This is a genomic window from Erysipelatoclostridium sp. MSK.7.34 (assembly GCF_019041935.1).
Lineage (GTDB): Bacteria > Bacillota_I > Bacilli_A > Erysipelotrichales > Coprobacillaceae > Thomasclavelia > Thomasclavelia ramosa.
The window spans coordinates 192681-214287 of record NZ_JAHPYJ010000001.1 but is presented as its reverse complement, the minus strand read 5'-3'; the positions used below and the strand labels follow the sequence as shown (position 1 = coordinate 214287).

The following is a 21607-nucleotide window of genomic DNA, read 5'->3' as shown; positions in this document are numbered from 1 at the left end:
GTTTGATGAGGGGATCAAAGTGAAAAAGTATAAACTACTTCTAATTATTTTAGTTCTAGTTATTACCTTGATAATATTATCAATTAAACCAACTAATCAAATCGTTTTATACAACTATCATCCTGTCATTGAAATATCTAATAAATTCGATCCTCAGGCTAATATTCAAAAAGTTATTGGCGGCTCAATTAGTGACGTTAATGTAGATACTAGTAAGATTGATTTTAGTAAAGTCGGTAAATATCCGATTACGTATATTTATAATAACATCAAAACTACGATTACGATTGAACTTCAGGATACTTTAAAGCCAAATGTTGAAGTACAGGAAGTTACTGTTGATCTTGGAATGAAGATAACTGCTCGGGATGTAGTAAAAGATATTTATGATAATTCTCGGACAACAGTTAAATTCAAAAAAGATTATCAATTTGATCATGTAGGGGATTACGAAGTTGAAGTATCGATATGTCGGGCTAACAGTAACTGTGTAACCAAAAAAACAGTCGTGCATGTGTTACCTAAAGATACGACTCCGCCAGAAATATTAGGGATTCGTAATTTAAGTGTTTTAAAAGATAGTGATATTGATCTTCTATCAAGTGTCAGTGTTAAAGACAATCAAGATGATAATCCAACTTTAACAATTGATAGTTCTAATTTGGACATTTCTAAAGTAGGTGATTATCAAATTGTATATTTTGCTAAAGATCGTTCTGGGAATATGACAAAAGAAACATGTATTGTTAGCGTTGTTGAAAATAAGACAATAGGAAGTTTTGAGCCTAGTGATGAGAAGGTAGTATATTTAACATTTGATGATGGTCCATCGATGAACACCCAAAAGGTTTTAGATATTTTAGCGGTTTACGATGCTAAAGCAACTTTTTTTGTAACAGGAACCAATGAAAATTATTATGATTTAATAAAAAAAGCTCATGACCAAGGTCATACGATTGGATTACACACTTATATTCATGAATATGATCAAATATATAACTCGTCATCAGCATATTTTTCAGATTTAAAAAAAATTGAAGATCTTGTATATAGTCAAATTGGAAGTGTGCCTAAATATATTCGTTTTCCTGGTGGCAGTAGTAATCAGGTTTCTAAGAAATACTGTCATAAGATTATGAGTAAATTGACTAAAGAAGTAGTAAATCGCGGTTATCAATATTACGATTGGAATGAGGATAGTGAAGATGGCTCGGGACAATTATCAGTAAAACAATTGATTAAAAATGCTACAGCATCGACTGAGAAAAATATTATGTTATTGTTTCATGATGCTAATGGAAAAGAGAATTCTTTAAAAGCAATTGGGCCTGTAATTCAATATTACCAAAATAAAGGTTACGTATTTAAAGGAATAGATGATAGTTCTTTTGTCGTACACCATAGTGTAAATAATTAGAATTCCTAAAGGAATTCTTTTTTGTTTTAAACATATACTGTATTGGTGATTAGATGAAAGAAAAATTAATTAAATATAGTTATTATTTGATGATAATAATTATGATTGTAATAGCTACATATGTGTTAATAAACTGGCTGATTCCGCTTTTTTTTAGTTGCTTGATTGTTTTGGTACTGCAGCCGCTATTAGCTAAAGAAATTAAATTATTAAAGATTGAAAATATTTTTCTTTCAAAATGTTTGATTGTATTTAATTATCTTCTTTTTATTGGTGTAATTATTGCCATGATTATATTTGCTGTAATTCAAATATACACGGTATTAGAGTTATTGCCTAATTATCTTGAAAATTTATATCAGTTATTTAGTCAAAACCATTATATAATTGATGCAACAAAGTACTTAGATGTTATTTACAGTGGATCAATGAGCATAGTTGAAAGTATTTCTACTGGCTTTATTACTGGTTTAATTGCTTTTATTATGAAAATACCAAGTATTTTATTTGATTTAATATTTGTTGTTATTACTTCATTATTTATTCTTCTAGATTATTCTAGAATTGAAAGACTGGTAGTTAAACGATATGAAATGGTGGCACTTATAATAGATACAATTAAAGAAGTATTAAGTAATTTATTTAAAGCTTATTTTATAATTATGATCATTACGTTTGGAGAATTATGGCTAGGATTTAAAATAATAGGGATTAATCATAGTATAATGCTGGCTTGCATAATAGCAATTTTTGATTTTATGCCGGTTTTAGGATTAGATATGATCATGATTCCATGGATCATAATCAGTGCTCTGACAAATAAAATATATCTTGCAGGAGCATTACTTGTTATCTATATGATTATTGTAATAACAAAAAATATTTTGGAACCAAAATTGATTGCTAAAAATCTTGGAGTAACTCCAGTTCTTTCATTAGTTGGGATGTATTTAGGAATGAAAGTTATGGGTGTAATAGGTTTGATTATTGTGCCGACATTATTAATGGTGATTATCCAAATTCTCAAAGTCAAATATCAATTAAAAAATAAGGTAGAGATTCAAAAATCTTAAAGAAGGTAATGTATAAATTATCAGCTTTTTCATATACTTGCTAGTAGGTGAGAAAATGAAAATAGAAAATACAGAACTTAATTTACATCTTAAAGACAGTGACCAGCGCTTGTTTGAAGGATGGTATTTCAAAATTGTTGATTGTAAAATTTCTTTAGCAATTATTGTCGGGATTAGTAAGACAATTGAAAAATCTTGTGCATTTATTCAAACTTTGGATACATATACAAACCAAAGTCAGATGATTGAATATAGTTTAGATGATTTCCAGTGGGGAAAAGATCCCTTTTACATTAGAATTAAAAATAATTTTTTTACTAAAGAACAAATTATTTTGGATCTTGATAATGGGCTAGTTGATATTCAAGGAAACTTGAAAAATAGTCAGTATACTAAACTAGAAACAACATGTTATGCTCCAACGATTATGGGACCTTTTCATTATTTATCATTTTTAGAATGTAATCATGCAATAATAAGTCTGCGACATCATATTACTGGGAGCTTAAAAGTAAATAATCAGAAATTTCAGATAATTGGTGATGGCTATATTGAAAAGGACTGGGGACGTTCATTTCCACAAGATTATTTATGGTTACAATCAAATAGCTGTAAAGAAAAAGAGGCAAGTTTATTTTTATCAATTGCTAAGATTCCACTATTAGCGTGTAGTTTTCAAGGATTGATCATGAACTTATTAGTAGATGATCAACAAATTCGAGTAGCAACTTATTATGGAGCAAGAGTAAAAGATATGTTTACGCGGGAAGGATATCATTATTTAATTATTAGTCAACATCCTCATACATTTTATTTGAAAATAAAAGCAGGACATCGTTTTGAATTAAAATCACCACAATCAGGAAAGATGAATGGTTATGTTGAAGAAAGTCTTAATGCTTTAGCTGTTTTATTAGTTTATAAAAAGAATAAAAAAGTTGCTAAGTTTAATTTTATTAATTGTGGCTTTGAATTGTTTGGAAATTGGTTATAAGATGATTAATTATCATCTTTTTTTATTTGTCGTGGTACAATATGAGTATATAATAATGAGTTATTTGGATAAGGGAGAAAATAATGGAAACAATAATAACAGAACGGTTGATTTTAAGAAGTCCCGATAATAATGATGCTCAAACTCTTTTAAAGATTCATAATGATATGGCAACGTTAAAGTTTAATGCGATGACGAAATATGAATTTGCTGAGATGATTAGAGATATTGAGAGGGAACATGATATGATGTATTGCATAGAACTAAAAAATTCTAATAATGTTATTGGTGCTGTGTTTATAAATCCTGATCGTTTAAGATATCGTGTAAATGCTCTCAGTTTATCATATTATTTAGACTGTAGGTATTATCGTAATGGCTATATGTATGAAGCTCTGCAAGCTATTATTATAAAATTGTTTGAGCAAGAGATTGATATTATTAGTGCTCGAGTGTTTAAAGAAAATACTGCTTCTGCAAGGTTGTTAGAAAAACTAGGATTTCAGTATGAAGGTTGTCTTCGTATGGGGGTAACCGGTTATCAAGAGATTGTTCATGATGATTTCTTTTACTCAATTTTAAAAGATGAGGTAAATTTGACAGTATAAAATTTCATTGCTATAATAAAAAAAGATTAGCGTTGATACATTCAGCGCTTTTATTATGAAAAGAGGAGGAAAATTATGTTAAAAGTATGGGTTGTTGGTTCCAATGGCCAAATCGGAACAGCAATTAATGAAGTAATTGAACCATTAGAAATAGAAGTTTTAAATACAGATCAAGATGAATTAGATATTACTAATACAGATGATGTGATTAGTTTTGGAGAAATCAATCGACCGGATATTATCATTAATTGTGCTGCGATTACCGATGTTTATAAGTGTGAAAGGAATCGTGATCAAGCTTTTCGGGTCAATGCTTTAGGACCACGAAATTTGTGTATTGTAGCTCGAAAAATTGGAGCTAAAGTAGTTCAAATTTCAACTGATGATGTTTTTGATGGTAAAAGTGATACACCATATAACGAGTTTGATGTGGCGAAACCGAAAACAGTGTATGGCTGTTCAAAAAAAGCAGGAGAAGACTATGTTAAAGAATTTACGCATAAACATTTTATTATTCGAAGTAATTGGATTTATGGACAAAATGGTACAAATTTTGTTAATGAGTTTATAGCTAAAAGTAAAAAAGAAGATTTTTTAAATGTTGCAAATGATCAATTTGGGTCACCAACTAGTGCTAAAGATCTTGCTCGAGCAATTCTATATTTAATGGAAACTAGTGAATACGGAACATATCATATTACTTGTAAAGGTGTGTGTAGTCGTTATGAGTTTGCTAAAGAAATCAGTAAACAAATTAATAGTCATGTGATGATTACGCCAGTTTCAACAAAAGAGATGGCTGATGAGGTGGTTCGTCCATCATATGTCGTACTAGATAATTTTATTTTACGTTTAGTCAATGGGTATCAAATGCCAACTTGGCAAGAGTCGTTACAAGAATATATAAAAGAAATCAAGGAGGATTAGGATGGCATTAAAGAAAGCGAAGAAAAAAATTGGTTTAACTACAAAAATATTTATTGCCTTGATAGCGGGGGCAATTTTAGGAATAATACTATTTAACTTACCCGCTGGTTCAGTTCGGGATGATATTGTTATTGATGGTATTTTATATGTGATTGGACAAGGCTTTATTAAATTGATGAAGATGCTTGTAGTGCCGTTAGTTTTTTGTTCTTTGGTATGTGGAAGCATGGCAATCGGAGATACAAAAAAACTTGGTTCAGTAGGCGTTAGAACGATTGTTTTTTATCTTTTTACAACAGCGTTAGCAATCACAGTAGCTTTATTGATTGGTAATTTGATAAATCCTGGACTTGGATTAGATATGTCAGCTGTTCAATCAACTGCTGCAAATGTAGGGACAACAGAATCTACAACACTTGTTGAAACACTTTTAAACATTATTCCAGATAATCCAATTAGTGCATTATCAAATGGCAATATGCTTCAAATTATTGTTTTTGCTTTATTAGTTGGCGTTATTTTAGCTAAGTTAGGTGAACGTGCTGAAGTGGTTGGTAACTTTTTCAGTCAGTTTAATGATATTATGATGGAGATGACTATGATGATTATGGCAATTGCACCATTAGGAGTATTTTGTTTAATTGCAAGGACTTTTGCGGGAATAGGATTTGGTGCTTTTTTACCATTAGGTAAGTATATGATTGCTGTCTTGATAGCATTGGCGGTTCAGTGTTTATTTGTATATTTAGGCTTACTCAAATTATTTACGGGATTAAACCCGATTAAATTTATTAAAAACTTTTTTCCGGTTATGGCTTTTGCTTTTTCAACTGCCACTTCAAATGCGACCATCCCTTTATCAATAGATACGTTAGCTAAAAAAATGGGAGTTTCAAAGAGAATTTCCTCATTTACAATTCCTTTAGGGGCTACGATCAATATGGATGGTACGGCAATCATGCAGGGAGTGGCAGTCGTCTTTGCGGCACAAGCCTTTGGAATCAATCTAGATCTAACAGATTACATAACCGTAATTGGAACAGCTACATTAGCTTCAATTGGGACAGCGGGAATTCCAAGTGTTGGATTAGTTACTTTAACGATGGTATTTAATTCAGTTGGGTTGCCAGTGGAAGCGATTGGGATGATCATGGGAATTGACCGTATTTTAGATATGACACGAACAGCAGTTAACATTACAGGTGATGCTGTTTGTACAACAATTGTGGCACATCAAAATAAAGCAATCAATCGTAATATTTTTGATAATAGTGATATAAAAAGAGTTAGTGAATAGTTTGTAATAATCATGTATAATAAAAGGTGAAGATAGGATCTTCATCTTTTATTTTGGAGGATATTATGAATAAGTTATCTGGTTTGAAAACAGACTGTTGTGGTTGTAGAGGATTTTGTTGTCGAGCACTATTCTTTTTTAAAAGTGATGGTTTTCCTTATGATAAACCAGCAAAAAGAAATTGTAAAAATTTATTAGCAGATTATCGTTGCAAAATACATGACCAGCTAGAAATTGTAAATTATTATGGTTGTATAAACTACGATTGTCTTGGAGCGGGACAAAAGACAGCCCTGTTCAAAGAAGATGACCAGCTTCTATTTGAAGTATTTGAAGTTATGGTACAGCTGCATGAAATTTTATGGTATTTATATGTTGGTAAAAATTTTGTACAAAGTCAACGATTAAATGAACAGCTCGAAACATATTATCAGATGATTGAATCATTAACTTATTTAGATGCCGAAGAAATCCTTGCACTTGACTTAAATAAGTATCGGCAATTAGTAAATCCTTTATTACAGGAAGTCTATTGTCAAATGAATAAAGATATTCAAATTAAACCATTGCAAGCTAGAAAAACAGTACTGAATCGTGCTGATTTTATGGGTTGTGATTTACATGAAAAAGATTTACGTGGACAAGATTTTAAGGGGGCCTTTTTAATTGGGGCAAATTTGTCTAATTGTGATTTATGTGGTGTTAATTTTTTAGGAAGTGATGTAAGAAAGATGGATATTAGAAATAGTGATTTATCAAAAAGTCTATTTCTAACACCAGCTCAAATAAGTGCATGTGTTATTAATCGGTACACAAAATTGCCGGAATATATAGGCTATTAGTAAATTTGTAAGAGGGAGAAGATAAAGATGGACAGAGTAGGAATTAAATTATGGGCTAAAGAAAAAACACGATCGAATAAATGGAATATTTGGAAAGGTTTTTTAGCTATATTTGCGGCTTCACTAGGACTTTCTTTTATTGTTTTATTACTATTTTCAGTAATGATCGACATTGGGGGAAGCAGTTATTATGATACTTTTACTTTTATGGATCTAGCTGTGACAGTGGGAGTATTTGCTTTATATTTTTTAGTAATTGGTTTTTCAGTCAATATATATCGTTATATCAAAAAAATTGTGCAGGAGGATATTGCTGATCTTAATGAATTGAGAGCACCTATAGGGCAATATTTTAAACAGGGATTTGGTGTTCTGGGTGTTGGACTTATTTGTGTTTTAGGAACATTGGCATTTGTTGTTCCAGGAATTATTTTGGGATTAGGGTTATCAATGACACCTTATCTTTTAGCAAATTATCCTAGTTTATCAATTTTTGAAGCAATTACAACAAGCTGGAAAATGATGCAAGGAAAGAAAATGAAATGTTTTGTCTTATTTTTTAGTTTTTATGGCTGGATTTTATTAAGTACAGTAACACTGGGAATATTATTTATTTGGTTATTGCCATATATGACATTAACATTTAATAAATTCTTTTTAGAAAACGAGAATGAATTTTATGGTGTAGTTAACAGTAACAATAATGTAAGTAGTAATGATATTGAAGAGTTTGCTTTATTAAATAATTTGAAACTTGATACACGTAATAATGTATATGGAATGTTTAATGATTATCCAGTAGTAGTGATGTTTGGGAGTGCTAACAATGACCTAATTATTACAATCGATACTATTGGGGAAGATCGAACTGCTCTAGATGAATATTTTAATAATTTAAGAACAATATTAACAAACATTAAAACTATTAATTATAGTAATGGAACAATTACCTTAAGTGCTTTGCGAAGTGAGGAATTACATGAAGTATATGAGATTTTAAATCGAATTACTTTAAAGTTAAGAGATCTGGGCTTCCTTCCAAGTTGTGGAACTTGTCATATTAATAAACCAACTTCATTCTATGAGTATCATGGTCAATTGATGAATATGTGTGATGACTGTAGAGATGCAATCAGTACCCAAGCTGAAGAAATCGTTGAGGACAGTAGCCGAGGAATCATTGGTGCTGTGGCTGGTGCTCTAATTGGTGGTGTGCTTTGGGCATTGGTGTATCAAATCGGTTTTATCGTCGCATTCTTAGGTTATTTAATTGTTTTTTTAGCGATAAATGGTTATCAGCGAATGGCTGGTAAAATTTCTAAAAAAGGATTAATAATTTCAATTATTTGTAGCGTTTTGGTACTGTTTTTTGCAGAATCAATCAGCTTAGGGCTAAAAATTAAAGATCTGATGCAATTACAAAGTATTTTTACTGCATTTTCATATATTCCTTACTTCCTTTCATTCAGTGAAATCTTTGCTATTGTAGTTAGAGATATAGTCCTTGGATTAATCTTTATGGGATTAGGAAGCTGGCAATATATTTATAAGATTAAAAAGTCTTTGGATGAAGAAAATCTAAATAAACTCGATTAAACAGTTTCAGTAGAAACTGTTTTTTTGCACAAGTAGTCATAAATAAAAAAATGCATTACGTTTTTTTCATTGTTGATTTTAAAACAGTGAGTTTGTTCAACTCGGCGCATCATCCCTAGATGCTCATAGAAATGATAATTACAGCTTGTATCAGTGTATAAATAAAATCTATTGATTTGTTGTTCTTGCATATAACTAATCAGTAGATTAAATAATTCTTTTCCAAGACCTAATCCCCGATACTGTGCATCAATTGCAAAGAAAGATAGCTCGCCTTGATAGTCTTGATTAGTTTGTTGTAACAAAACTTTATCAATATTATTGACAGCCTTAAATATTTTAGCTGTTTTTCGTCCCTCTTTTCTTATTAAGAGATTAAAAATATTGAATCCTTGTTTAACCCTATATTTAAAGGGACATTTATGTGTTTTGATATTTTTTCCCATAATAATGCCAATAGGCTGTTCCTTTAGCAAGGCAACAAGCGTAAAAGTTTGATTGCTTAAACAGCTGCTTAAGAAAATTTTTGATAGTAATTTAGCTATTTTGGAAGTACAAAACTCATCATAGTGCCATGCTTCACGAATAATTTTTTCAATTGCTAAATAGTCTTTTTTAATAATTGGTCTAAAAATAATTTGATTTTTCATACTATTCTCCTTTATTTAATATATAATTATCATAAAGTCTACGGTTACTGTAAAGTCAAGGAGGAACATAATGTTAAAAAATGAATCATTAAAACTAACTACTGCACAATTTGCTAAATTACATAAAATTAATAAGCGAACGCTACATTACTATGATGAAATTGATTTATTTAAACCAAAATTTAAAGGTGAAAATAATTATCGATATTACGATTATTTTCAAAGTATTGAATTAGAAAATATTCTAATGCTAAAGCAGTTAGATATGAGTATCAGCGAAATTAAAAGTTATCTAAATAATCCTAATGTTAATGATTTTGTAAATATTGCTGATGATAAAATACTAAAAATAGAACAAGATATTCGTCGTTTAAAACAAACAAAAAAGGTATTAGAGATAAAAAAGAATCAATTGTTGAAGAGTTCACGAGTTACTGATTTTGAAATCGAAATCGTTGAGCGCCAAGATGAATATTTATTAGTTTCAAATGAGCCTTTTGTTCAATATGATGTTAAAGAAATTTTAGAATATTTGCAGCAGGCTTGGAATATAGAACAATATAAAGTAGGGTGTGGCAGTTATATTAGTATTGATAAAATTAAAAATAATGATTTTGAACATTACGATGGTCTGTTTATTTCCCTTCAAAACAAACGATATGGCAAAAACGTTTTATTACAATCTAAAGGAAAATATTTATGTGGTTATGTTAAAGGGGATTGGGATAAAATAGCTGTATTATATCGTAGTATGTTAAACTTTGCAAAAAAGGAAAACTTGAAATTAATAGGATATGCTTTTGAAAGAGGTCTCAATGAATTTGCAATCAATAGTATTGATGAGTATTTTACTGAAATATCAATTAAGATTAGTGAATAAACTAATCTTTTTTATATATAGTTTTAAACTATATATAACCCTATGTTTTAAGTATTTTTCAATAATAAAAAGATTTGTTATCCTATGTACACAAGGAGTGTGATAACATGAATAAAATACCGTATCGATATGATATAGTTGGAAGTTTTTTAAGAAGCGAGCGTTTAAAACATGCTCGTGAGAATTTCAATAATAATTTAATTAGTAAAAATGAATTAAAAAAAATTGAAAATGAAGAGATTTTAAAATTAGTAAAAAAAGAAGAGGCAGCTGGTTTAAAAGCTGTAAGTGATGGTGAATTTTGTCGGAGTTATTGGCATCTTGATTTTTTGGCAGGTTTAACAGGTGTAAAAAAAATTGAAGCTGAAAAATGGTCAGTTGATTTTAAAGGGGTTCAGCCCAAGGCGGCGACTTTAAAAATTATTGATAAAATTGATTTTGAAGATCATGAATTTTTAGAACATTTCGAATATTTAAATTCAATCATTGAAAATGGTGTAACAGCAAAAATGACGATTCCAGCACCAACGATGCTACATTTAATTGCCTGCGTTAGAACAAAAGAATATCAGCCAATTGCAAGATATCAGGATGATGAACAATTGATTGTAGATTTAGCTATGGCTTATCAAAAGATTATTCAGGCTTTTTATGATCGAGGATGTCGGTATTTACAGCTTGATGATACTTCATGGGGAGAATTTTGTTCAAAAGAAAAACGGGAGGAATATGCTAATTGTGGGATTGATGTAGGAGCACTGGTCAAAAAATATGTATATTTAATTAACTTATCGATTGTTAATAAGCCAGATGATATGAATATAACAATTCATATTTGTCGTGGTAACTTCAGATCAACTTGGTTTTCATCAGGGGGGTATGAACCAGTTGCTAAGGAATTATTTGGTAACTGTAAGGTAGATGAGTTTTTCTTAGAGTATGATAGTGATCGTTCAGGGGATTTTACACCACTTAGATTTATTAAAGATCAAGTAGTTGTTTTAGGATTAATTACATCAAAATTTTCAGAATTGGAAGATAAGGAAATGATAAAAGCAAGAATTAACGAAGCTAGTCAGTTTGTAGCTTTAGATCAATTATGCTTGAGTACCCAATGTGGCTTTGCATCAACTGAAGAAGGAAATAATTTAACTGAAGATCAGCAGTGGGCTAAAATTGCATTAGTCAAAGAAATTGCTGAAGAAGTGTGGGGAAAATAATGAAAACAGCAGTTATTGGATATCCAAGAATTGGATCAAATCGAGAATTAAAATTTGCTACAGAGCGGTATTTAAAGGGACAGATTGAACAAAGTGAGTTATTACAAATTGCCCAAAATTTAAGAAAAGAACATTGGGTTGAACAAGATAACCAAAAAATAGATTATATTTCTTCAAACGATTTTTCATTTTATGATAATGTTTTAGATACAGCCTATTTACTAAATATCATTCCTAAACGATATCAAGAATTACAATTGAATTCATTAGATCAATATTTTGCAATGGCACGAGGCTATCAAGGGGAAAATGGAGATGTTAAAGCTTTAGCAATGAAAAAATGGTTTAATACTAATTATCATTATTTAGTACCGGAAGTTGATGATCAAGTTGAAATTAGCTTAAATGGAACTAAGATTTTTGATGAGTTTCAAGAAGCACTTGATTTAGGGATTAAGACCAAACCAGTCATTGTTGGACCATATACTTTAATGAAATTATTACGTTTTACAGGGACACTAACTTATCAAGATATTCTTGATGATCTTATAAATGGGTATTTAGAGGTTATTAAGAAATTGAGGGATTTAGGTGCTTCATGGATTGAGGTTGATGAACCAGCACTAGTTTTTGATTTAAGTGATAAAGATATTATCTTGTTTAAAGAAATATATACTAAAATTTTAGATAATAAAGAGTCAGTAAAAATTTTATTACAGACATATTTTGGAGATATTCGTGACTGTTATCAAACAGTTTTAAATTTAGATTTTGATGGAATTGGATTAGATTTTATTGAAGGTAAGGAAAATTTAACTTTATTAGATCGTTACGGTTTTGATCAAAATAAAATCTTATTTGCAGGAGTAGTTAATGGTAAAAATATTTGGAAGAATGAATATGAAAAAACAGTTTCTTTAATTGAAAAAATAAAAAATAATGTCAATAAAATAGTTTTAAATACATCATGTTCCTTGATTCATGTCCCTTATACGATTGAAAATGAAAGGAATTTAGAGCAAATATATAAAAATAATTTTTCTTTTGCACAAGAAAAATTAAAAGAATTATTTCAATTAAAGGTAATTATGCGAATTGGAAAAGGACATAGTTATTATGTTGATAATTTAGCATTCTTTAAAGAGCCAAATAATCGTACTAATGAAGCAGTCCAAGCACGAATTGCAGCACTGAAAAAAGAAGACTTTATTCGCCTACCGGAATTTGAAGTACGTCGCCAAATTCAAAAAGAAAAATTTAAATTACCAATTTTACCAACTACAACAATTGGTTCATTTCCTCAAACCAAAGAAGTAAGAGCTAATCGCCGAGCTTATCGTAATGGTGACATTGATGAACAGACATATGCGGAATTTAATCATCAGATGATTAAAGAATGGATCAAGTATCAAGAAGAAATAGACTTAGATGTTTTAGTACATGGAGAATTTGAAAGAAATGATATGGTTGAATATTTTGGTGAGAATCTAGATGGATATTTATTTACTGAGAATGGCTGGGTACAATCATATGGTACTCGTTGTGTTAAACCGCCAGTTATTTGGGGTGATATTTCTCGAGTGCGCCCGCTAACAGTAGATTATGCAGTATATACACAAGCTCTAACTAAAAAACCTGTTAAAGGAATGTTGACCGGTCCAGTAACAATGTTAAACTGGTCATTTCCGCGGATTGATATTTCTTTGGCAGAAACAACTTTACAACTGGCACTTGCAATCAAAGACGAGGTTTTAGATCTTGAAGATCATGGCATTAAAATTATTCAAATTGATGAAGCAGCACTGAGAGAAAAATTGCCATTACGAAAAAGGGATTGGCAAAGTGAATATCTTGATTGGGCAATTCCAGCATATCGCTTAGTTCATAGTAGTGTTCAAGCAGATACACAAATTCATAGCCATATGTGTTACAGTGAATTTGATGATATTATTCAAGCAATTGAAGATATGGATAGTGATGTTATTTCTTTTGAAGCTTCACGTTCTGATCTAACATTGATCGATACTTTAAATAGAGTTAATTTTAAAACTGAGATCGGGCCAGGAGTCTATGATATTCATTCTCCAAGAATTCCTAGTGTTGAAGAATTAGAAAGAGTTTTAACCTCGATGCTTGAAAAATTGTCTGCCAGCAAATTATGGATCAATCCAGATTGTGGCTTAAAGACCCGAGCTTATCCAGAAACTTTAGCTAGTTTAAAAAATATGGTCGAAGCAACTAAAAATATTCGTGCCAAACTTCAATAACTGAGTAAATAGTGTTAGAATAAGGCCAAAGGAAGTGAAGAAAATGACATTACAACAATTACGCTATGTGATTACGGTAGCTCAAAAAGGCTCAATTAGTGAAGCAGCTAAAGAATTATTTATTTCACAGCCTAGTTTATCTAATGCAATTAAAGAATTAGAGAAAGAGATGAAAATTATCATTTTCTCACGAACTAATAAGGGTATCATAATAAGTGATGAAGGATTGGAATTTTTAGGATATGCGCGTCAGGTTCTTGAACAAGCAGAACTTTTAGAAAATCGATATTTAGAAACAAAAAGTACTAAAAAGCGCTTTAATATTTCAACTCAGCATTATTCTTTTGCTGTTAATGCTTTTGTTGATTTAGTAAAAAAATATAGCGATAACGAATATGAATTTACAATTAGGGAAACTCGCACATATGAAATAATTGAAGATGTTAAAACTCTTAAAAGTGAAATTGGAATTCTTTATATAAATGATTTTAATCAAAAAGTTATTAATAAATTGTTAAAAGAAAACAATCTTATTTTTAATCAGCTTTTTATTGCTAAACCACATATTTTTGTTAGTAATACAAATCCATTAGCTCAAAAAGATATTGTGACTCTTGAAGATATTGAACCATTTCCTTATTTATCCTTTGAACAAGGACAATATAATTCATTTTATTTTTCTGAGGAAATTTTAAGCACTTTAGTACATCAAAAAATAATCAAAGTCAGTGATCGAGCAACTTTGTTTAATCTATTGATTGGTTTAGATGGGTATACTATTTCAACAGGGATTATTAGCGAAGAATTGAATGGTAAAAATATTATTGCGATTCCGCTTGCTGTTGATGAAACGATCAAGATTGGATACATTGTTCGAAATGATACAGCGCGCAGCTATTTAGGTCAAATTTTTATTGAAGCATTAAAACAAAATACTCAAGAATTGATGCAGGGAGTCTAGCTCCCTTTTTTATTTATGTCAATATCATTCAAGCAATATTTTAAAACTTGTGATATAGTAGCATTCAAGGAGGGATACAGGTGGTGGAAACTAGAACGATCGTATATGATGAACAATTACAAATTGAAGCATATCAGTTTGTTGGAATAATGCAAAAATTCCCTAATCATTTTCATGACTGTTATGTAGTTGGTTTTGTTGAAAAGGGCAATCGCCATTTGTCTTGTCGTGGGGATGAATATGATATGGAGCCAGGGGATATGCTGTTATTAAATCCTCGTGATAATCACACTTGTGAAAGTCGCGACGGTCAACCGCTTGATTATCGTTGTTTAAATATTGATGCAGATGTTATGGTGCGAGCAGTAAAAGAGGTTATAGGATGTAGCTATTTACCAAATTTTGAAAAACCAGTTGCTTTTCAAAGTGAGATGGTCGAATCTTTACGCACATTGCATCAAAGTGTGATGAAGAAAGAAACGGAGTTTTTGAAAGAAGAATTATTTTATATTTTGATAGAACAGCTGGTTAAAGAATATACTAATAACCAGCCGCTATTAAAAAGTCGATTTAGTGAGCCAATCAAATTAGTAAAAAAGCATTTAGATGATAATTTTATCAATCAAATTTCTTTAGATTCATTAAGTGAATTAGCACAGATGAATAAGTATACTCTAATTCGTAATTTTGCTCGTTCTTTTGGGATAACTCCCTATCAATATCTTGAAACAATACGTGTTAATCATGCCAAAGAGCTACTTGAACAGGGTCTCAGTCCACTTGAGGCAGCAATGCTTTCGGGATTTAGTGATCAAAGTCATTTTACTCGTTTTTTTAAGAGCTTAATCGGCTTGACACCGAAACAGTATCAAAATATTTTTAAGGGGAAAGAGGATGAATAAGGATTTTTCAGGACATTTGGCTGCATTATTAACAATTTTTATTTGGGGAACAACATTTATTTCAACTAAAATTTTATTAACTGATTTTAAACCGATAGAAATATTATTTTTTCGTTTCTTGATAGGTTTATTTATTTTAATTTTGATTTATCCCAAAAGACTAAGAAAAACGACGAAGAAGCAAGAGTTGACATTTGCTCTAACGGGACTTTGTGGAGTTACTTTGTATTATTTATTAGAAAATATTGCACTAACATATTCGATGGCTTCAAATATCGGAGTGATAATCTCAATTGCACCGTTTTTTACGGCAATCTTATCACACTTTATTTTGAAAGAAGAGACATTGAATCAAAATTTTATAATTGGTTTTATGGCTGCAATGGTGGGGATTATGCTTATTAGTTTTAATGGCAGCAGTAATTTTAAGCTGAATCCATTGGGAGATATATTAGCATTACTGGCTGCTTTGGTCTGGGCTGTTTATTCAATTTTAACTAAACGAATTAGTGATTATGGTTATAGTACGATTCAGGTCACAAGAAGAACTTTTATGTATGGGGTAACATTTATGTTTTTGACATTGATACCTTTAGGATTTAAATTGGATTTAGGACGTTTTAGTAATCCAATTTATTTAGGAAATATCTTATTTTTAGGATTAGGTGCATCCGCTTTATGTTTTGTAACTTGGAATATGGCAGTAAAAATATTAGGTGCTGTAAAGACGAGTATCTACATATACATTGTACCAGTAGTTACAGTAGTGACTTCAATCATTGTTTTACATGAACAAATTACTTTAATGGCTTTCATCGGGACAGTACTGACTTTGATTGGATTATTTTTATCTCAAAAACGCGAGGTACAAAAGAATGGATAGAAAATGTGTTATGATAGTTGATAAAAATTTGCCACTAGGATTAATTGCTAATACAACTGCTATCTTAGGAACTGCTTTAGGCAAGTTAGAAGGGGAAATCGTTGGGACTGATGTATATGATATGAAAGAACATATACATCGTGGAATAGTAACGATTTCAATTCCAGTTTTGAAGGGTGATGAGTTTTTAATCAGAGAACTACTAAAACAGGCTAATTATTATCCTAATGAGGTATTAGTTATTGATTTTTGTGACCTTGCTCAAAGTTGTCGTGATTATTCAGAATATATTGATAAAATGAAGCTGGCTAGTGAAGCTTCGCTTAAATATTTTGGGATTTGTCTATATGGTACAAGGACACGAATTAATAAACTAACAGGAAATTTATCATTACTAAAATAGAAAAAAAGATGTTTTTAGCCACCAAATAGGCTATGATATAGCCATTGGAGGGATAAAAATGGAGAATATTGAATTAGATGTACATACACATACAATAGCAAGCGGGCATGCTTATTCATCACTTAGTGAAATGGTAGCTGGGGCGAAAGAAAAGGATATAAAATTATTAGGAATAGTAGAGCATGACCAGGGAATTCCAGGAACATGTGCTCCAATTTACTTCAAAAATCTAGATGTAATTCCTCGAGAGATAGAGGGAATTAAATTATTGTTAGGGATTGAAATTAATATTTTGGATCATCAAGGAAGACTTAGTATTACAGAAGATTTATATGATTATGTTGATTACTGCATGGCAGGAATTCATTTACATTGTTATGAGGCAGGAACAATTGAAGAAAATACACGGGCAGTGATCGAAACAATTAAAAATCCTCATATTAGTGTAATCGTTCACCCAGATGATGGTAAGTGCCCACTTGATTATGAGAAAGTAGTTTTAGCAGCTAAAAAGTATCATACTTTGTTGGAAGTGAATAATAATGCTTTACGTAGTCCATCTCGTCTAAATTCACGTGAAAATACACTTAAGATGCTACAATTATGCAAACAACATCGAGTTAAAATTATTTTAGGTAGTGATGCACATATTCATTTTGATATAAAAAATTATGATCAAATCGAGGAACTCTTAAAAGAAGTAGAGTTTCCAAAGGAATTAATTGTTAATTATCATATTGAAGATTTTTTAGAATATATAAAAAAACAAGTGAGATACTAATTCTCACTTGTTTTCATATTTGTTAAATTTATATCTGAAATTAATTAAACTTTATTAACTATTTTTTCATATTAGACTCAACCTTAGTGAGCCATTAATATAATTGGGGGTCTACGTTTCTTATTTAGTACGTAATCCTTTTTCATATTAATTCTTAGGATCATTGGAGCTACATAAGTATGAACCCTATGATAGATTGAAGATTTAGGATAAATAAATTCTTTTTCTTCAACCATCTCAGTTGTTGTTAACAGACGATATGTATTTAACAATGTATTGATTAAAATAATCAATGTATAAAGCATTAACACTGAAATTACATACATCTCATTCATATTATCAACTCCTTTCTACTAATCCTTTCCTCACCATTATATTAGCATATTTTATCCAAAAATGAAAGGGCTTTCAATGAAAAAATGATTTTTTATTTTGATTAAATCAGTCTTTTTTTATTTTATGTAATAGGATTTTTTATTAATAAAAAAATGTACTATAATAAAAACATTCGATAAAATCATGATATTTTATTGACAGTAGAAAAATATCGGTATATCATATAGCCAAGAAAACCGATGAAGTGGAGATAAAAATAGATCGTGCACTTATAGAGAGCTTGGATGGTGGAATCAAGTAGAACGCAGCCTATTAAATGGACCACTGAGGGCAAAGTGAAAAGCGTTAGCCGAGTATTCTTTGACGTTAGACTTACGTCAGTAGTCATAGATGTGATAGCATCTACTAAGAGCACGATTGTATCGTGAACCAAGGTGGCACCGCGGAATATATATCCGTCCTTGACAGAAAATTATTTTCTGTCGGGACGGTTTTTTATTTACAAAGGAGGAAATTAGCGATGTATTATCCAACATTAGAACAGATTAAGGAAATTATTAAAACAGGAGACTACAACTTAGTTCCTGTCTGCAAGGAAATGTATGGTGATAGTATCACCCCAATTGAAGTGATGCGAATTTTAAAAAAACATAGTAAGCATTGTTATATGCTTGAAAGTGTTGATGATACAAAACGCTGGAGCCGTTATACCTTTATGGGATATGATCCTAAAAGTGAAATTACATGTTTAAATAATTTAATGAATGTCGATGGAAAGGAGTTCATGGTAACTCACCCTAAAGATTATTTAAAAAAGCTTTTGAAACAATATCAAAGTCCTAAGATAGCAGGGTTGCCAACATTTACTGGCGGACTGGTAGGATATTTTGCATATGATTATTTTAAATATAGTGAGCCGGTTTTAAATTTGAAAAGTGATGATAAAGAGGGGTTTAATGATGTCGATTTGATGTTATTTGACCAAGTTATTTGTTTTGACAATTATAAGCAAAAAATTGTTTTGATAGCTAATGTTGCAGTTGATGATTTGGAAAAAAGTTATCATGAGGCATTGGTAAAATTAGAAAAAATGCAAGCTTTAATTATTAGTGGTGTTAAAGCTAAAATTGAGCCATTAAGGCTAAAAAGTGATTTCAAAGCATTATTTGAACAAAATGAATATTGTAACATGGTAGAACGTGCTAAAAAGTATATTAAAGAAGGAGATATATTTCAAGTAGTTTTATCAAATTGTTTAGAGGCTGAAGTAACAGGGAGTCTTTTTGATACTTATCGTGTTTTACGAACGACCAATCCCTCTCCATATATGTTTTATTTTTTTAGCGATGATCAAGAATTTGCAGGGGCTTCACCAGAGACTTTGGTTAAGTTAGAAGATAAAAATCTTTATACTTATCCTTTAGCAGGAACACGACCCCGAGGAATGAATGAAAATGAAGATGTAAATTTTGAAGTATCTTTATTATCTGATCAAAAGGAATTAGCAGAGCATAATATGCTGGTTGACTTGGGGAGAAATGATATTGGTAGAATTTCTAAATTTGGCACGGTTAAAGTTGAAAAGTATCAGGAGATATTAAGATTTTCACATGTTATGCACATTGGTTCAACTGTCTCAGGGGTGATTCTTGAAAATAAAGATGCGATTGATGCAATCGATGCATTATTACCGGCAGGAACTTTATCAGGTGCCCCTAAAATAAGGGCTTGTCAAATTATTAACGAACTAGAAAATAATCGTCGCGGAATTTATGGTGGGGCTATTGGTTATATAGACTTTACTGGTAATCTTGATACTTGTATTGCAATTCGCTTAGTGTATAAAAAGAATGAAAAAGTATATGTCCGTAGTGGTGCGGGGATTGTTTATGATAGTGTTCCAGAAATTGAATATCAAGAATGTTTGAATAAGGCACAAGCTGTAATTAGCGCCCTAAATACAGCAAATGGAGGAATTGACTGATGATTTTACTAGTTGATAATTATGATAGTTTTGCTTATAACCTTTATCAGTTGATTGGTTCAATTGATCCAAATATTAAAGTAATTCGTAATGATGAGATGACTGTTGATGAAATTGAAAAAATAGATCCTAATACGATCGTAATATCGCCAGGACCTGGAAAACCTAGTGAGGCGGGAAATATTGAGGAAATAATTAAATATTTTTATAATAAAAAACCTATCTTAGGCGTATGTTTAGGGCATCAAGCAATTTGTGAAGCTTTTGGTAGTACAATTACTTATGCTAAAGAATTGATGCATGGCAAAAGTTCGATTATCAAAATGACTGATGATTTAATTTTTCAAGGGTTGAAACAGCAAACTAAAGTCGCACGTTATCATTCGTTGGCGGTTAAACGGGAAACTTTAGCTAAGGTCTTGAAAGCCATTGCACTGAGTGAAGATGGTGAAGTAATGGCAGTTAAGCATATTGATTATCCAGTATATGGGTTACAATTTCATCCTGAATCAATTTTAACTGATGATGGTAAAAAAATGATAGAAAACTTTTTGGGGGTAAAAGAAAATGATTAAAGAAGCGATTTTAAAATTATCGAAGAAGGTTGATCTAACTGCCGGTGAGGCACGTAGCTGTATGAATGAAATTATGAATGGTGAAGCCAGTGATGTTCAAATGAGCAGTTATTTGACAGCCTTAAGTTTAAAAGGAGAGACAATTGACGAGATCACTGGTAGTGCGGCAGGAATGCGAGAACACTGTATCAAACTACTAAATGATAAAGATGTTTTGGAGATTGTTGGTACTGGTGGAGATGGTTCAAACTCATTTAATATTTCTACGACATCTTCTCTTGTTATTGCAGCAAGTGGTGTAAAAGTGGCTAAACATGGGAACCGGGCAGCTAGCTCTAAATGTGGTGCTGCTGATGTTTTAGAAGCTTTGGGAGTAAAAATTGATGTAACTCCTGAAAAAAGTGCTACAATATTAAATGACATTAATATTTGCTTCTTGTTTGCTCAAAATTATCATATTGCAATGAAATATGTGGCTCCAGTAAGACGGGAATTAGGAATTAGGACAGTGTTTAATATTTTAGGGCCTTTGACTAATCCGGCAGGTGCTAATATGCAGGTAATGGGTGTATATGAAGAGGCATTAGTCGAACCATTGGCAGAAGTGTTAACTAATTTAGGAGTTAAACGTGCCATGGTAGTATATGGACAAGATAGTTTAGATGAAATATCATTATCAGCCCCAACAAGTGTATGCGAAGTTAAAGATGGTACTTATACTCGTTATACAATAACTCCAGAACAGTTTGGATTAACACGCTGCTGCAAAGAAGAATTAGTAGGTGGTACCCCTAAAGATAATGCTAAAATTACAAGGGATATTTTAAGTGGTGTCAAAGGACCTAAACGTGATGCTGTGTTGTTGAATGCGGGAGCTGCTATTTATATTGCCGGTCGTACAAAAACAATGCAGGAAGGAATCGAATTAGCTGCTAGATTGATTGATGATGGTAAAGCATTAGCTAAACTAGAGGAGTTCATTAACAAAACTAACATGTAGAAGGAGTTTTA

At 31.0% G+C, this 21607-nt stretch carries 21 protein-coding genes and 1 other annotated feature; of the genes, 19 read left to right on the top strand and 2 right to left on the bottom strand.

Features of this window, described 5'->3' with window-relative positions:
- Window positions 1-19 precede the first annotated feature (19 nt).
- From KTF99_RS01080 to KTF99_RS01045, 8 genes are all read left to right on the top strand, one after another.
- A complete protein-coding gene (locus tag KTF99_RS01080) occupies window positions 20-1417 on the top strand; it encodes a polysaccharide deacetylase family protein (protein ID WP_029480510.1) in 1398 nt (465 codons plus the stop codon).
- Between the two features lie 53 nt (window positions 1418-1470).
- On the top strand, window positions 1471-2490 hold the full coding sequence (locus KTF99_RS01075; protein WP_003536484.1) for an AI-2E family transporter: 1020 nt from the start codon (window positions 1471-1473) through the stop codon (window positions 2488-2490).
- A gap of 55 nt (window positions 2491-2545) precedes the next feature.
- Complete coding sequence (locus KTF99_RS01070) at window positions 2546-3484, top strand: tocopherol cyclase family protein (protein WP_029480508.1); 939 nt, start codon at window positions 2546-2548, stop codon at window positions 3482-3484.
- A gap of 83 nt (window positions 3485-3567) precedes the next feature.
- Complete coding sequence (locus KTF99_RS01065; RefSeq protein ID WP_003536486.1) at window positions 3568-4092, top strand: GNAT family N-acetyltransferase; 525 nt, start codon at window positions 3568-3570, stop codon at window positions 4090-4092.
- 75 nt (window positions 4093-4167) lie between these two features.
- Window positions 4168-5019 (top strand): dTDP-4-dehydrorhamnose reductase, encoded by an 852-nt coding sequence (gene rfbD / locus KTF99_RS01060; RefSeq protein WP_003536487.1) that lies wholly within the window; start codon window positions 4168-4170, stop codon window positions 5017-5019.
- Between the two features lies 1 nt (window position 5020).
- Window positions 5021-6316, top strand: a complete 1296-nt coding sequence (locus KTF99_RS01055; protein WP_003536489.1) for a dicarboxylate/amino acid:cation symporter — start codon at window positions 5021-5023, stop codon at window positions 6314-6316.
- Window positions 6317-6381: 65 nt separating this feature from the next.
- Window positions 6382-7158 carry a pentapeptide repeat-containing protein gene (locus KTF99_RS01050; RefSeq protein WP_008791402.1) on the top strand — a complete coding sequence of 259 codons (777 nt, stop codon included), beginning with the start codon at window positions 6382-6384 and terminating at the stop codon, window positions 7156-7158.
- A gap of 27 nt (window positions 7159-7185) precedes the next feature.
- Window positions 7186-8754, top strand: coding sequence for a DUF975 family protein (locus tag KTF99_RS01045; RefSeq protein WP_029480503.1), 1569 nt, complete (start codon window positions 7186-7188; stop codon window positions 8752-8754).
- Here the strand turns inward: KTF99_RS01045 and KTF99_RS01040 are convergent.
- Window positions 8751-9404, bottom strand: a complete 654-nt coding sequence (locus tag KTF99_RS01040; protein WP_003536495.1) for a GNAT family N-acetyltransferase — start codon at window positions 9402-9404, stop codon at window positions 8751-8753. The genes KTF99_RS01045 and KTF99_RS01040 overlap by 4 nt on opposite strands.
- A 70-nt stretch (window positions 9405-9474) precedes the next feature.
- On the opposite strand from KTF99_RS01040, the gene KTF99_RS01035 reads away from it, so the two are divergent.
- The 8 genes from KTF99_RS01035 (at window position 9475) to KTF99_RS01000 (ending at window position 17701) form a co-directional block, all read left to right on the top strand.
- Window positions 9475-10284: a MerR family transcriptional regulator gene (locus KTF99_RS01035; protein WP_008791403.1), complete on the top strand. Its 810-nt coding sequence runs from the start codon at window positions 9475-9477 to the stop codon at window positions 10282-10284.
- Between the two features lie 107 nt (window positions 10285-10391).
- Window positions 10392-11504, top strand: coding sequence for a 5-methyltetrahydropteroyltriglutamate--homocysteine S-methyltransferase (locus tag KTF99_RS01030; protein WP_029480498.1), 1113 nt, complete (start codon window positions 10392-10394; stop codon window positions 11502-11504).
- Entirely contained in the window at window positions 11504-13771 is a 2268-nt protein-coding gene (gene metE / locus KTF99_RS01025) for a 5-methyltetrahydropteroyltriglutamate--homocysteine S-methyltransferase (RefSeq protein WP_196004218.1), read from the top strand. The genes KTF99_RS01030 and metE overlap by 1 nt, the downstream gene beginning before the upstream one ends.
- 43 nt (window positions 13772-13814) lie before the next feature.
- Window positions 13815-14732 (top strand): LysR family transcriptional regulator, encoded by a 918-nt coding sequence (locus KTF99_RS01020; protein ID WP_003536502.1) that lies wholly within the window; start codon window positions 13815-13817, stop codon window positions 14730-14732.
- A gap of 80 nt (window positions 14733-14812) precedes the next feature.
- On the top strand, window positions 14813-15634 hold the full coding sequence (locus tag KTF99_RS01015) for a helix-turn-helix domain-containing protein (protein ID WP_003536504.1): 822 nt from the start codon (window positions 14813-14815) through the stop codon (window positions 15632-15634).
- Entirely contained in the window at window positions 15627-16517 is an 891-nt protein-coding gene (locus KTF99_RS01010; protein ID WP_003536506.1) for a DMT family transporter, read from the top strand. Before KTF99_RS01015 ends, KTF99_RS01010 begins: the two co-directional genes overlap by 8 nt.
- Window positions 16510-16920, top strand: coding sequence for a DUF2000 domain-containing protein (locus tag KTF99_RS01005; RefSeq protein WP_003536507.1), 411 nt, complete (start codon window positions 16510-16512; stop codon window positions 16918-16920). Before KTF99_RS01010 ends, KTF99_RS01005 begins: the two co-directional genes overlap by 8 nt.
- A gap of 58 nt (window positions 16921-16978) precedes the next feature.
- Window positions 16979-17701, top strand: a complete 723-nt coding sequence (locus tag KTF99_RS01000) for a phosphatase (protein ID WP_003536509.1) — start codon at window positions 16979-16981, stop codon at window positions 17699-17701.
- A gap of 83 nt (window positions 17702-17784) precedes the next feature.
- On the opposite strand, the gene KTF99_RS00995 is transcribed toward KTF99_RS01000, so the two are convergent.
- On the bottom strand, window positions 17785-18036 hold the full coding sequence (locus KTF99_RS00995; RefSeq protein ID WP_003536511.1) for a hypothetical protein: 252 nt from the start codon (window positions 18034-18036) through the stop codon (window positions 17785-17787).
- A 231-nt stretch (window positions 18037-18267) separates the two neighbouring features.
- Window positions 18268-18503 (top strand) — a binding site (T-box leader).
- Between the two features lie 54 nt (window positions 18504-18557).
- Here KTF99_RS00995 and KTF99_RS00990 point away from each other — a divergent pair.
- From KTF99_RS00990 to trpD, 3 genes are read left to right on the top strand one after another with little or no spacing between them, the layout of a single operon-like run.
- Window positions 18558-20021 (top strand): anthranilate synthase component I, encoded by a 1464-nt coding sequence (locus KTF99_RS00990; RefSeq protein WP_008791408.1) that lies wholly within the window; start codon window positions 18558-18560, stop codon window positions 20019-20021.
- On the top strand, window positions 20021-20596 hold the full coding sequence (locus tag KTF99_RS00985; protein ID WP_003536515.1) for an anthranilate synthase component II: 576 nt from the start codon (window positions 20021-20023) through the stop codon (window positions 20594-20596). Before KTF99_RS00990 ends, KTF99_RS00985 begins: the two co-directional genes overlap by 1 nt.
- Entirely contained in the window at window positions 20589-21596 is a 1008-nt protein-coding gene (gene trpD / locus KTF99_RS00980) for an anthranilate phosphoribosyltransferase (RefSeq protein WP_003536516.1), read from the top strand. The genes KTF99_RS00985 and trpD overlap by 8 nt, the downstream gene beginning before the upstream one ends.
- The last annotated feature ends 11 nt before the right edge of the window (window positions 21597-21607 follow it).

Coding starts and splice junctions, on each gene's coding strand:
- KTF99_RS01075 (WP_003536484.1), top strand. CDS start 1,471: ATGAAAGAAAAATTAATTAAATATAGTTATTATTTGATGATAATAATT.
- KTF99_RS01070 (WP_029480508.1), top strand. CDS start 2,546: ATGAAAATAGAAAATACAGAACTTAATTTACATCTTAAAGACAGTGAC.
- KTF99_RS01065 (WP_003536486.1), top strand. CDS start 3,568: ATGGAAACAATAATAACAGAACGGTTGATTTTAAGAAGTCCCGATAAT.
- rfbD (WP_003536487.1), top strand. CDS start 4,168: ATGTTAAAAGTATGGGTTGTTGGTTCCAATGGCCAAATCGGAACAGCA.
- KTF99_RS01055 (WP_003536489.1), top strand. CDS start 5,021: ATGGCATTAAAGAAAGCGAAGAAAAAAATTGGTTTAACTACAAAAATA.
- KTF99_RS01050 (WP_008791402.1), top strand. CDS start 6,382: ATGAATAAGTTATCTGGTTTGAAAACAGACTGTTGTGGTTGTAGAGGA.
- KTF99_RS01045 (WP_029480503.1), top strand. CDS start 7,186: ATGGACAGAGTAGGAATTAAATTATGGGCTAAAGAAAAAACACGATCG.
- KTF99_RS01040 (WP_003536495.1), bottom strand. CDS start 9,404: ATGAAAAATCAAATTATTTTTAGACCAATTATTAAAAAAGACTATTTA.
- KTF99_RS01035 (WP_008791403.1), top strand. CDS start 9,475: ATGTTAAAAAATGAATCATTAAAACTAACTACTGCACAATTTGCTAAA.
- KTF99_RS01030 (WP_029480498.1), top strand. CDS start 10,392: ATGAATAAAATACCGTATCGATATGATATAGTTGGAAGTTTTTTAAGA.
- metE (WP_196004218.1), top strand. CDS start 11,504: ATGAAAACAGCAGTTATTGGATATCCAAGAATTGGATCAAATCGAGAA.
- KTF99_RS01020 (WP_003536502.1), top strand. CDS start 13,815: ATGACATTACAACAATTACGCTATGTGATTACGGTAGCTCAAAAAGGC.
- KTF99_RS01010 (WP_003536506.1), top strand. CDS start 15,627: ATGAATAAGGATTTTTCAGGACATTTGGCTGCATTATTAACAATTTTT.
- KTF99_RS01005 (WP_003536507.1), top strand. CDS start 16,510: ATGGATAGAAAATGTGTTATGATAGTTGATAAAAATTTGCCACTAGGA.
- KTF99_RS01000 (WP_003536509.1), top strand. CDS start 16,979: ATGGAGAATATTGAATTAGATGTACATACACATACAATAGCAAGCGGG.
- KTF99_RS00995 (WP_003536511.1), bottom strand. CDS start 18,036: ATGAATGAGATGTATGTAATTTCAGTGTTAATGCTTTATACATTGATT.
- KTF99_RS00990 (WP_008791408.1), top strand. CDS start 18,558: ATGTATTATCCAACATTAGAACAGATTAAGGAAATTATTAAAACAGGA.
- KTF99_RS00985 (WP_003536515.1), top strand. CDS start 20,021: ATGATTTTACTAGTTGATAATTATGATAGTTTTGCTTATAACCTTTAT.
- trpD (WP_003536516.1), top strand. CDS start 20,589: ATGATTAAAGAAGCGATTTTAAAATTATCGAAGAAGGTTGATCTAACT.